At 64.2% G+C, this 11,522-nt stretch carries 10 protein-coding genes; 2 read left to right on the top strand and 8 right to left on the bottom strand.

Annotated elements, in window-relative coordinates:
- The first annotated feature begins 37 nt into the window (after positions 1 to 37).
- A complete protein-coding gene (gene bamA / locus BMW89_RS02585; protein ID WP_092022383.1) occupies positions 38 to 2,551 on the top strand; it encodes an outer membrane protein assembly factor BamA in 2,514 nt (837 codons plus the stop codon).
- A gap of 170 nt (positions 2,552 to 2,721) precedes the next feature.
- Positions 2,722 to 3,654: a helix-turn-helix domain-containing protein gene (locus BMW89_RS02590; protein WP_092022385.1), complete on the top strand. Its 933-nt coding sequence runs from the start codon at positions 2,722 to 2,724 to the stop codon at positions 3,652 to 3,654.
- 10 nt (positions 3,655 to 3,664) lie between these two features.
- Here BMW89_RS02590 and BMW89_RS02595 read toward each other — a convergent pair whose 3' ends face one another.
- The 8 genes from BMW89_RS02595 to BMW89_RS02630 all read right to left on the bottom strand — a co-directional run bounded on the left by BMW89_RS02595 (position 3,665) and on the right by BMW89_RS02630 (position 11,446).
- The gene (locus BMW89_RS02595; protein WP_092022387.1) at positions 3,665 to 4,591 is read right to left on the bottom strand and encodes a catalase family peroxidase; all 927 of its coding nucleotides are present in this window, start codon (positions 4,589 to 4,591) and stop codon (positions 3,665 to 3,667) included.
- A 143-nt stretch (positions 4,592 to 4,734) separates the two neighbouring features.
- On the bottom strand, positions 4,735 to 5,487 hold the full coding sequence (locus tag BMW89_RS02600; protein ID WP_244547494.1) for a phosphoribosyltransferase: 753 nt from the start codon (positions 5,485 to 5,487) through the stop codon (positions 4,735 to 4,737).
- Complete coding sequence (locus tag BMW89_RS02605; protein ID WP_092022389.1) at positions 5,459 to 6,691, bottom strand: Zn-dependent hydrolase; 1,233 nt, start codon at positions 6,689 to 6,691, stop codon at positions 5,459 to 5,461. The genes BMW89_RS02600 and BMW89_RS02605 overlap by 29 nt, the downstream gene beginning before the upstream one ends.
- Entirely contained in the window at positions 6,684 to 7,469 is a 786-nt protein-coding gene (locus tag BMW89_RS02610; protein ID WP_177195784.1) for an ABC transporter ATP-binding protein, read from the bottom strand. Before BMW89_RS02610 ends, BMW89_RS02605 begins: the two co-directional genes overlap by 8 nt.
- A complete protein-coding gene (locus tag BMW89_RS02615) occupies positions 7,466 to 8,239 on the bottom strand; it encodes an ABC transporter permease (protein ID WP_092022393.1) in 774 nt (257 codons plus the stop codon). Before BMW89_RS02615 ends, BMW89_RS02610 begins: the two co-directional genes overlap by 4 nt.
- A 72-nt stretch (positions 8,240 to 8,311) precedes the next feature.
- A complete protein-coding gene (locus tag BMW89_RS02620; RefSeq protein WP_092023342.1) occupies positions 8,312 to 9,256 on the bottom strand; it encodes an ABC transporter substrate-binding protein in 945 nt (314 codons plus the stop codon).
- 106 nt (positions 9,257 to 9,362) lie between these two features.
- Positions 9,363 to 10,091 (bottom strand): histidine utilization transcriptional repressor HutC, encoded by a 729-nt coding sequence (gene hutC, locus BMW89_RS02625; RefSeq protein WP_092022395.1) that lies wholly within the window; start codon positions 10,089 to 10,091, stop codon positions 9,363 to 9,365.
- The gene (locus BMW89_RS02630; protein WP_092022397.1) at positions 10,088 to 11,446 is read right to left on the bottom strand and encodes a formimidoylglutamate deiminase; all 1,359 of its coding nucleotides are present in this window, start codon (positions 11,444 to 11,446) and stop codon (positions 10,088 to 10,090) included. The genes hutC and BMW89_RS02630 overlap by 4 nt, the downstream gene beginning before the upstream one ends.
- Positions 11,447 to 11,522: the final 76 nt, after the last annotated feature.

Here is an 11,522-nt window from a genome sequence, read left to right on the forward strand (position 1 = left end):
TCGTTTTAGAGCAAGCTGGGTACTTTCGAGGTGTGGAATGTCGTTGTTGCGGGCCTGGCTGGTTGTGGCGGTGCTGAGTGGCGTGTCGATTGCGAGTTCGTTTCCCTTTGCCCTGCTGCCGCAGCCGGCAGCGGCGCAAGCTGTGGAGACGATCGTCGTCGAGGGTAATCGCCGCGTCGAGGCCGAGACGGTCCGCTCCTATTTCAAGCCCGGTCCCGGCGGACATCTCGACCAGCCAGCGATCGACGATGGCCTCAAGGCGCTGATCGAGACCGGTCTGTTCCAGGACGTGAAGATCAACCGGGCCGGCGGGCGCATCGTGGTGTCGGTGGTCGAAAACGCCGTGATCGGCCGCATTGCCTTCGAAGGCAACAAGAAGATCAAGGACGAGCAACTCACATCGGAAATCCAGTCCAAGGCGCGCGGGACCTTCTCGCGGGCGCTGGTGCAGTCCGACACGCTGCGCATCGCGGAGATCTACCGGCGCTCGGGCCGCTACGACGTGCGCGTAACCCCTGAAGTCATCGAGCAACCGAACAATCGCGTTGATCTCATCTTCACGGTCGAAGAGGGCGCCAAGACCGCGGTCAAGTCAGTCGAGTTCATCGGCAACAGCGCCTATTCGGCCGCGCGCCTGCGCGACGTGATCAAGACGCATGAGAGCAATTTGCTCAGTTTCCTCGCCAACAACGACATCTATGACCCTGACCGTGTCGAGGCCGATCGCGACCTGATCCGCCGCTTCTATCTCAAGAACGGGTTCGCCGACGTCCAGGTCGTCGCCGCCCTCACCGAATATGATCCGGACAAGAAGGGCTTCCTCGTCACCTTCAAGATCGAGGAAGGCCAGCAGTATCGAGTCGGCTCGGTCGACTTCCGCTCCAGCATTGCCAATTTCGACGCGAGCTCGATGCGCTCCTATTCACGTGTCGGGGTCGGTTCGCTCTACAACGTGGAAGCGGTCGAGAAGTCGACCGAGGAGATGCAGATCGAGGCCTCGCGCCGCGGCTACGCCTTCGCCATGGTGCGGCCGGGCGGGGATCGCAATTTCGAGGCGCACACCGTCTCCGTGGTGTTCAACGTCGACGAAGGCCCGCGCACCTATGTCGAGCGCATCACTCTGCGCGGCAACACCCGCACGCGCGACTACGTGATCCGGCGCGAATTCGACCTCTCCGAGGGGGACGCCTACAACCGCGCGCTGGTCGACCGCGCCGAGCGCCGGTTGAAGAACCTCGACTATTTCAAGAGCGTCAAGATCGTCACGGAGCCGGGCTCGTCCAGCGACCGCGTCATTCTGATCGTCGACATGGAAGAGAAATCGACCGGCGACTTCTCGATCTCGGGCGGCTATTCCACCAGCGACGGTGCGCTTGCGGAAGTCTCGGTCTCCGAGCGTAACCTGCTCGGCAGGGGGCTTTATGCCAAGGCGTCCGTCAGCTACGGCCAGTATTCGCGCGGCATATCCCTGTCTTTCGTCGAGCCCTATCTGCTCGACTATAGGCTGGCGCTCGGGTTCGACACCTATTGGAAGCAACAGAAATCGAACAGCTATACGAGCTACGGCGTGACGACGCTGGGCTTCTCGCCGCGCCTCGGCTTTGCGTTACGCGAAGACACCTCGCTCCAGCTGCGATATTCGCTATATCAGCAGAGCATCACGCTCGCGAGCGCCTACAACAATTGCAACAACAACGCGGCGAACACGTCGCTCGCGTTCAATCCGACGCCGGCCTACGTCAAGAACGTTCTGGGTGGCGTGGACCCGACCAATTCCACGGATTCGGGCGTCTATGGCTATGGCTGCTACGGCGACGGCGAGTCGAGCCTGCCGGTCCGCAAGGAACTGGCGAACGGGGCGAGCTGGACCTCGGCGATCGGCTACACGCTGAACTACAACACGCTCGACAACAACAAGAACCCCACCGGCGGTTTGCTGGTCGACTTCAAGCAGGATTTTGCCGGCGTCGGCGGCAGCGTCACCTATTTGAAGACCGCGCTGGACACCAAATACTACACGCCGCTGGTGTCCGACATCGTCAACGTGATCCACCTCCAGGGCGGCATCCTCAACAAGATCGGCAACAACGATCTGCGCATGCTTGATCATTTCCAGATGGGGCCGAACCTCGTGCGTGGCTTCGCCTCCAACGGCATCGGCCCGCGTGACATTACCTATTACAATTACGGTTCCAACGGCGATGCGCTCGGCGGCACGAAATATTGGGGCGCCTCCATGGAGCTTCAGATGCCGTTCTGGTTCCTGCCGAAGGAAGTCGGCCTCAAGGGCGCGGTCTATGCCGATGCCGGCTCGCTCTGGGGTTATCAGGGGCCGACGTCGTGGACGGCCACGGGCGAGGTCAACACCAAGGCCTGTCCGACCTGCGGGCTGCAATATGACGACGGCAATGTGGTGCGCTCGTCGGTCGGCGTCGGCCTGATCTGGGCCTCCCCGTTCGGGCCGCTGCGCTTCGACTACGCCATGCCGATCACGAAGGGCAAATATGACATCGTGCAGGAATTCAGGTTCGGAGGTGGCACCTCGTTCTAGGAAGTGGCGTAGCCACGGGACGTGGCGGCATTCGTCGTGCATTTGTGAAAATCTGTGATGAGCTTGCCGTGCGCGAGCGTGGACAGCCATTGGCGAATATCCGATAATGCGCTTTGCGAATTGCAGGGCCTGTGGCCGGCACTTGAGCTTCCACAGAAGGACTAACCGCGATGACACAGGCAGGCGCCTACGGGCAGAGGCTTGGCCAGTTCCTGCGTTTAAAGGATACGCCGCCCGCCCTGGTCGCGCGCTCGCTGCGCAGCGCCGAGCTCGCGGTCACCGAGACCCAGAACGACAATCCTGTGCCCGGCCTGTCCGGTTCGCTGGCCGCAGAGGATGCGTTTCTCGTCAGCCTGAAACTGCACGATTACCCGGATTGCGAAGTCTGGGAGCGGGGCAAATCCATCATGAAGGCGGACGTTCGCGCCGGCACCACTTATCTCTATGACCTCAAGCGCGATCCGCGCTACGTGATCGACAAGCCGTTCCACTCGCTGTTCTTCTATATTCCGCGCTCGGCGCTCGACGGGATCGCCGAACAGAGCAATGCGCCGCGGATCGACGAGCTCGACTGTCAGGTCGGCGTCGGCCATGACGATGGAATCATCCGCCACATTGGCGCCTCGCTCCAGGAAGGCCTGCGCAAGCCGGACGAGGCCAACCAGCTCTTCATTGACCACATGATGCTCGGGCTCACCGCCCATGTCGCGCAGGCCTATGGCGGGCTTCAGCGCACGTCCGCGCCCGCGCGCGGCGGTCTTGCGCCCTGGCAGGCGAAGCGCGCCTGCGAGAGGCTGGAGTCGGACCTTGGCGGCAAGCTCTCGTTGCAGAAGGTCGCAGCCGAGCTCGATCTCTCGGTCAGCCATTTCTCGCGGGCGTTCCGGATCTCGATCGGCCTGCCGCCGCACCAATGGCTGCTGCATCAGCGCGTGAAGGCTGCCAAGCAGTTGATGAGCGTCCGCGACCTGCCGCTGACGGAGATCGCGATGTCGGCCGGCTTCGCCAACCAGAGTCATTTCACGCGGGTGTTCTCCTCGGTCGTCGGCATCAGCCCGGCCGCATGGCGTCGCGACGCGCTCGGCCCGTCCTGCGGCGAGGCGTAAGGCTGCGTCCTCAGCGGCGCTTGGCGAGTGAGATGGTGTAGGCGGCGCGCCGCGCCGCAAAGATCTCGTCTGGTGGGTGACCAATGCCATCGGCGAGATTGGCCGGATTGAAAATCGAGGCGTCACAGGCCGGATCGGGCTCGAAGCCGGTGATCACGATGGTGCCGAGGCGCACCTCGTCGCGCCTGTCCTCATCCGGCCAGCGCATGGTGACGTCCATGGTGGGATCGCCGGGGCGGTCGAGCAGCGCCATCACGTTGAAGCGGACAGTGCCCGCAGCAATCCGCTTGCCCAGATCGTCGTGAAGGAAGTCGGCGGGCTTCGTTCGCGCGTCGTCCTCGCTCAGCGTGATCTCGCCGCCGGCCGGGACAAGCTTGAACTTGATGAAGCGCGTCTCGCCTTGCTCGTTCGTTGCCGGAAAGGCATGCACGCCCCAATAGGTCGTGCCGGCAAAGCTTCCGGGCAGCGCACGCGCGGCGACGTAGTTCGCCTGATTGGGCGTCTCGGGATTGGCCGCCGAGAAGGCCTTGACCTTCGCCATGTCAGGCTTGCCATCCGGTCCCGGGATGCGGGCCTCGAGGAAGGCCAGCATCTGGTCGAGCGTTCGCGCAAAATGCACGGGCGCGCTCTCCACGAGGATGTCGGAGCGATGATCCCCATCGCCGAGCTTGAAGCTGAAGCCGCGCAACACCAGATTGTTGGTGTCGGCGACCTCAGGATTGCCGCCGCCGACCGAGAAGCGTGCCAGCACGCGCGATGGCTTGGTGAAGCTCTGCGATCGCGTGATGTCGCCCGCCCGGTCCGACGGGGCGTAGGTGCCGCGAACGCACCAGCCCTTGGCGAAGCTCGCGCGGACCTTCGGTGGATTGCCGGCGACGGCCTTCAGAGCATCGACGATGGAGGCAGGCGTTGCGGTACCGTTCGGGCTCTCGGACATGGCAGGAACTGATCTCTCGCGTGTGCGCGCGAGATTCTAGCCGCGCCGCCGACCCGCGGTCTTTCCCAAAGCGAGCAGGTATTGCCCAATCCTGCTCAAGACATATGCCTCGCACGGGCCGACGCTCGCAATCGCCTCACCCATCAGGGAATGTCGGGCTGCGTCTCTGTCAGCGGTATCCAGCCGTCCTCGCCACGCTGGAACAGCGGGCAGCCGTAGACCGCGCGAACCGGAAGCGGCGCCGTCGCAGCCTGCCAGCGATTGGTCTGCTTCATCGCAACGACCATGCCGGCAATGTCGGCGCCGATCGTCCGCAACAGGCGCACCGCGGCGATCGCGGTTGCGCCGGTCGAGATGGCATCATCGACAATCACCACTCGGCGGCCTTCGATCAGGGGCAGCAGATTCGGATCCAGCCGCAGCTTCTTCCCGGCCTCAGGGCTGGTGATGGACCATACAGGCTCGGACAACGCGTCGTCGTACCAGAATTTGCGCGAATAGCCGAGCGGGACATAGCGCGGCTGTCCGAGCCGTTCGGCAACCAGCGATGCGAAGGCAAGACCAAGGGTCGGCAGACCGACGATGATCTCGGCATCGAATGCGCGTGCCTGCGTCGCCATATGGTCCGCGAGCGCCGCGACCACGAGGTGTGAGGCCTGGTTGGCGATCAGCGATGCGACAGCGCGATCGCCGTCGGGCAATTGGCGCAGCGGCAGGACGAGGATCCGGCCGCAAGGCAGGGTGGCGGGATAGCCGAAGCGATAGGGCGGCGTCGGCGAAAAGCGCACGGGGATGTCCGGCGTCAGCTCCTGCCAATAGCCGGTGGTCGCCTCGGTATAAGTCTCGCGCGCGCTCATGACGCTGGCATCAGCCGCCGAGGATTCGCCGGCAGGCATCGACGAAGACCTGCGCGCCGGTGACGATATCGGCGTCGGCGGTATTCTCGGTCCAGTGATGGCTGATGCCGCCGATCGACGGCACGAACAGCATGCCTGCGGGCATGATTGCCGCGAGCATCTGCGCGTCGTGGCCGGCGCCGCTCGGCATGCGGATGGATCGTCCGCCGGCGGCGGCCTTGCTCGCAGCTTCGATCGCATCCTGAAAGCCGGCGTTCATCATGGCGGGCGCGCCAGTGCGGAGCTTCTCCACGGAGGCGGTGCAGGGGCCCTTCGCAGTAACCTCCTTCGCCATCGTGCGCAGCAGCTCCTCCAGCCGGACGACGACGGCCGGGTTGTCGTCACGGATCTGGAACAGCATTTCGGCACCGCCCGGAATGATGCTGGGCGCGCCCGGATCGAGCGTGATGCGGCCGGTGGTCCAGACCGTGCGTGGTCCGCATGCCGCCGGGAAACGCTCGTCGATCGCGACGCAGAAGTTCGCCAGTGCGAGGCCGGCGTCCTTACGCGCAGCCATACGGGTCGTGCCGGCGTGATTCTGCTCGCCGACGAAATTGATCTGGTATTGCCAGATGCCGACGATGGAGGTCACGACGCCGATCGCGAGCTTGTCGCTTTCGAGCGTGTCGCCCTGCTCGATATGTGCCTCCAGATATCCGATGTGGCGTCCGGGTTCGGCGGCGACGCGCGGGCGGCCGGCGAGCCCCATGTCAGCCAGCGCATCGCGCATGGTGCGGCCGCTGGTGCGGTCGCGGGCAGCGTCAATGTCGGCTTCGGTCACCTGCCCGACATAGGATCGCGAGCCCAGGAAATGGCCAAAATGTCCTTCCTCGTCGCACCATGCGGCGACTTCGACGACGCCTTTGAGCGAAGGATCGGCATTGAGCACGCGCGCGGCTTCGAGCGCATAGATGACGCCGAGCGGGCCATCGAGCCAGCCGGCATAATTCTGGCTCTCAAGATGTGAACCCGCCAGCAGCTTCGGCCCAGACCTTGTGCTGGTTCCAAAGACATTGCCGATGCCGTCGATGGCAGCCGCAAGGCCCGCCTCGGGCAGCTTCTGCACCAGCCAGTCCAGCGACTGCCTGTGCGGCTCGGAGAAGGTCGGCTTGTGCACGCCGGTCTTGTACGCACCGATGGCGCGGAGCGCCTTGAGATCGGCAAGAACCCACTCACCGTTTGCGCGCGGAAAAGTGTCAGGCATGTTCGGCAACCTTCAGCGCCTCGGTACGGATCTCCTCGACCAGCCGTTCTTTCAGCTGGACGAATTCGGGCGTCGTCTTGATCTTGTAAGAGCGCGGATGCGGCAGGTCTATGGCAATCTCGGCCTTGATCCGGCCGGGGCGCGCGCTCATGACGATGACGCGGCTGCCGAGGAAGATCGCTTCCTCGATGTCGTGGGTCACGAACAGCACCGTCTTCTGGTCGCGCTCCCAGATGCCGAGCAGCATCTCCTGCATCAGGGCGCGGGTCTGGTTGTCGAGCGCGCCGAAGGGCTCGTCGAGCAGCAAGATTTTTGGGTCGTTGGCGAGCGCACGCGCGATCGCCGTGCGCTGCTGCATGCCGCCGGAGAGCTGCTTTGGCCAGTGGTTCTCGAATCCGGACAATCCGACCCGGCGGATGAAGGCGTCCGCGATCTTGTTGCGCTCCGCCTCGGACACGCCGCGCTCGCGCAGGCCGAAGGCGATGTTCTCGCGCACGGTCAACCAGGGAAACAGCGTGTAAGACTGAAACACCATGCCGCGATCGGCGCCGGGGCCGGTGACCTCGCGGCCGTCGAGCGTGACGCGGCCGGTGGTCGGGCGATCGAGGCCCGCGACGATGCGGAGCAGCGTGGACTTGCCGCAGCCGGACGGGCCAAGGATGGTGACGAAGTCGTTGTTGCCGATGGTGAGATCGGTCGGTTCCAGTGCCCGGGTCGGCGCATTGCCGTGGCGCGCAGGAAAGGTGCGCGAGACCTGTTCAATCTTCAGCGTGGTCACGCGAGCCTCCACGGAAACAGCCAGGCGTTGAACGCCTTGAACATGAAGTCCGAGAGCAGGCCGATCAATCCGATCACGATGATGCCGAAGATGATCTGGCCGGTGTTGAGCAGCGCCTGGCTGTCGGTGATCATGTGGCCGATGCCGGAGGACGAGCCGATCAACTCGGCGACGATGACGTAGGTCCAGGCCCAGCCGAGCACCAGCCGCAGGATTTCCGCGATCTCGGGCGCGGAGGAGGGCAGCAATACGCGGCGGATGACGCCGCGGTCGCTGGCGCCCAGCGTATAAGCCGCCTCGACCAGATCACGTCGCGTCGTGCCGACGGTCACGGCAATCATCAGGATGATCTGGAACACCGAGCCGATGAAGATGACGAGCAGTTTCTGCAATTCGCCGATGCCGGCCCACAGGATCAACAGAGGGATGAATGCTGAGGCGGGCAAATAGCGCGCAAAGGATACGAACGGTTCGAGGAAGGCCTCGATCGGCTTGTAGGCGCCCATCAGCACGCCGAGTGGTACCGCGATGATCGCGGCCAGTGCAAATCCGCCGACGACGCGCCAGATCGTCATGCCGATGTCGTACGCAAAGCCCTGCTTTGCCAGCAGGTCATAACCTTCCAGCACCATGGTCAACGGGTTGGCGAGGAACACTTTCGACACATGGCCGCCGAAGGTCGCCCACGACCAGAGGGCAACGAACACCAAGAAGAACGCGAGGCCGTAAGCCACGCGCTGCTTCGATGTCACGGGATCCAGGGGACGCATCAACGGTCTATCCGGGCAGTGAACAGATTTGCCGGCCCCGCCGCGAGACGGGGCCGGCGGCTCTAAAAGGGGTTACTTGATGAAGCTCGAATCGTAGAGGTCCTCGACCTTCGGCGCGGCCTTGATGATGCCGATCTCGAGCAGGAGCTCGGCGGCTTCCTTGTTGAACGTCAGGAAATCGCCGGCGAAGAATTTCTGGTTCGCGGCCTTGTCCTGCCAGCGCAGATACTTCGCAGAATTGCCGAACGCCTCGCCGGTCTGCTTCACGTCCGCGCCCATGATCTCATAGGCCTTGGCCTGGTCCTTGGCGATCATCTCGAGCGACTCGAAATAGCTGTTGGCGAGCGCCTGTGCGGCCTTCGGGTTCTCGGCGAGGAATTTCGGCGTGCAGCCGAACGTGTCCATCACGATCGGATAGTCCAGCGTGGTCGCGATGATCTTGCCCTTGTCGGGCGCGGCGCGCACGGTCGACAGATACGGCTCGTAGGTCATCGCGGCGTCGTTCTGGCCGGAGACGAAGGCCTGTGCGGCGGCCGCCGGCTCGAGGTTCACGATGGTCACGTCCTTCGTGGTGAGCCCGTTCTTCTTGAGCATCCAGGCCAGCGCGAAATAGGGCGACGTGCCGGGGGCGGACGCGGCAACCGTCTTGCCCTTCAGGTCCTTGATCGCGGCGAGATCGTTGCGGACAGCCATGCCGTCGGCGCCGTAGCTCTTGTCGAGCTGGAAGATCTGCTTGGTGGCGACGCCGTTGGCGTTCCACGAGATCCAGGTTTCGACGGTCGTCGCCGCGCACTGGACGTCGCCGGAGGCGATCGCGAGATGGCGATCCTTCTGCGGAATCTTCTTGATGGTAACGTCGAGACCGTTCTTCTTGAAGATGCCGGCCTCCTTCGCCAGCGTCAGCGGCGCGAAGCCGGTCCACCCCGAAATGCCGACGCCGACCTTGACGTCGTCGGCGAGCGCGGGAGTGGACATCGCGAGAGCAATGATTGTCGCAAAAACTTTCGATTTACGCATGATTGTCGTCCTCTTGCCGATCGATGGATTGACGTCCTGTTGATCCCTGTTGGTCCGTGCGGACCATTGCCCGAAGCGTTGCACGAATTGTGCCGACATTGCTCTCTCAGCCTCCCTTGAATCGGGCGACAAGGCGGTGAGAGTCACCGGGATAAAGCAGACGCACCGCGGTGATCGTGCGTGCGCTGCGCCAGGTATAGCGGTCGATCACGAGGCAGGGCGCGCCGACGGCGATGTCGAGCACTTCCGCCGTGCGATTATCCGCGACGATGGCGCTGATCGTATGCTCGGCTTCCGTCCATGGGACATGATGAAGCAGCCACGAGCCGGGCGGATCGCGCGAGAAATCGGCCGTCGCCGCATCCGGCACGGATGACAGATCGATCAGTCGGTCCTCGACCGCGAAGGGCACGTCGTCGGCACTGTGACGGCAGGCGATCGCGACCACCTTGCCGGCTTTCTTCACGCCAAGACGCTCGCGGTCGGCAGCGGTCGCCGTGCGTAGCTTGCGATGGATCAGCTCGTAGCCGTAAGCGCGGCCGAGCGCGGTGATCTCGGCGCGGATGTCGGCGATCTTGAGTACGGCCGACTGGTGTTGCGGTCTGCGCACGAAGGAACCGGCGCGGCGCCGCCGCTCGATCAAATCGGCCTGTGCGAGTTCCGACAGCGCCTTGTTCACGGTCATGCGCGAGCAGCCGTAGCGCGCGACCAGCTCGTGCTCGAACGGGATGCGATGCCCCGGCGGCCACTCGCCGGTCAGGATGCGTTTTTCAATGTCGGCGCGGATTCGCTTGTAGAGCGTCGGCTGGTCGGCCGCATCGGTGGCAAGGCTCATGCGACGAGCCTCCGTACCGATGCGTTGAAGCGTTCGCGCGCGGACTGGCGCAGCTTGTGTCGTCCGCCTTCGACCACCTTGTCGCCACCGGCCCAGACGCAGTCGATCACGCCGCTGCCGGCCGCAAAGATCCAACCGTCGATGAGTGCGTCGTGCCTGCGTCCTGCCAGGGACGGATGCGCGGCGTCGAGCGTGACGATGTCGGCGCGCGCGCCGGGGGCGAGGCCGACCGTCGTTTGCGCCATCGCCCGCGCGCCGCCCGCAAGGGCATCGTCGAACAGCGTGCGTCCGGTCGAGCGGCCTGCGCCGCCGGACAGCACATTGCGCGCGCGATGCTTGATCCGCTGGCCGTATTCAAGTTGACGCAACTCGTCTGCGACGCCGACCAGCACGTTGGAATCGGTGCCGACACCGAACAAGCCGCCTGCGTTTAGAAATTCGCGTGCGGGAAAGATGCCGTCGCCGAGGCTCGCTTCGGTAATGGGGCAGAGGCCTGCGACAGCACCTGTCTTCGCCAATGCGCCAATTTCCTCATCCGTCGTGTGGGTCGCGTGGATGATGCACCAGCGCCGGTCGATGGGCGCATGTTCCAGCAGCCATTGCACCGGACGCCGGCCCGACCAGGCCAGGCAATCCTCGACCTCTTTCACCTGCTCGGCCGCATGGATATGCACCGGCCCGCCATCTGCGAGCGGAATGATGGCCGCGAGCTCGTCTGGCGTCACCGCGCGCAGACTGTGCGGCGCGATGCCGATATTGGCACCCGACAAGTGTGCAATCGCCCGGCGCGACGCACTTATCAGTTCAGCGAATTGATCGACCGAGCAGATGAAGCGGCGTTGGCCGGCATGTGGTGCCGCGCCTCCAAATGAGCCATGCGCATAGAAACTCGGCAGCAGTGTCAGCGCGATGCCGGAGGCCTCGGCAGCTTGCGCAATGCGCGCGGCCATTTCGGCGATGTCGGCGTAGGGTGAACCGTCGCGATCATGGTGAAGGTAGTGGAATTCGCCGACGCGGGTAAAACCCTGCTCCAGCATCTCGACATAAAGCAGCGTCGCGACGGCGGCGACGTCGTCCGGCGTCATGGCGAGGGCGAAGCGATACATCGTCTCGCGCCAGGTCCAGAAGGTGTCGGTGCTGCCGCCACGCATCTCGGCCAGCCCTGCCATGCCGCGTTGGAAGGCGTGGCTGTGCAGGCTTGCAAGTCCCGGAAGCGCGATACAGTGGCGCTCGTCGCCGGCGGCCGGCGCCACGCCCGGCGTCACCTCCGCGATCGCGCCGGCGGTGACGACCACCTGCACGTCATTGGCCCAGCCCGAGGGCAGGAGCGCGGAAGCGAAATGCAGTCGTGTCATGTTTCCATGCCGGCTGGACAGAACCGGCCCACGATTATATGTCTAGACATATAAGTCAAGCATCCCACGGCGAAGG

Source organism: Bradyrhizobium sp. OK095, assembly GCF_900109945.1.
Classification (GTDB): Bacteria; Pseudomonadota; Alphaproteobacteria; order Rhizobiales; family Xanthobacteraceae; genus Bradyrhizobium.

What these genes read in the sequence shown, in the direction of transcription:
- BMW89_RS02590 (WP_092022385.1), top strand. Translation starts at nt 2,722, where the DNA reads ATGACACAGGCAGGCGCCTACGGGCAGAGGCTTGGCCAGTTCCTGCGT.
- bamA (WP_092022383.1), top strand. Translation starts at nt 38, where the DNA reads ATGTCGTTGTTGCGGGCCTGGCTGGTTGTGGCGGTGCTGAGTGGCGTG.
- BMW89_RS02595 (WP_092022387.1), bottom strand. Translation starts at nt 4,591, where the DNA reads ATGTCCGAGAGCCCGAACGGTACCGCAACGCCTGCCTCCATCGTCGAT.
- BMW89_RS02620 (WP_092023342.1), bottom strand. Translation starts at nt 9,256, where the DNA reads ATGCGTAAATCGAAAGTTTTTGCGACAATCATTGCTCTCGCGATGTCC.
- BMW89_RS02605 (WP_092022389.1), bottom strand. Translation starts at nt 6,691, where the DNA reads ATGCCTGACACTTTTCCGCGCGCAAACGGTGAGTGGGTTCTTGCCGAT.
- BMW89_RS02615 (WP_092022393.1), bottom strand. Translation starts at nt 8,239, where the DNA reads ATGCGTCCCCTGGATCCCGTGACATCGAAGCAGCGCGTGGCTTACGGC.
- BMW89_RS02630 (WP_092022397.1), bottom strand. Translation starts at nt 11,446, where the DNA reads ATGACACGACTGCATTTCGCTTCCGCGCTCCTGCCCTCGGGCTGGGCC.
- BMW89_RS02600 (WP_244547494.1), bottom strand. Translation starts at nt 5,487, where the DNA reads ATGCCTGCCGGCGAATCCTCGGCGGCTGATGCCAGCGTCATGAGCGCG.
- hutC (WP_092022395.1), bottom strand. Translation starts at nt 10,091, where the DNA reads ATGAGCCTTGCCACCGATGCGGCCGACCAGCCGACGCTCTACAAGCGA.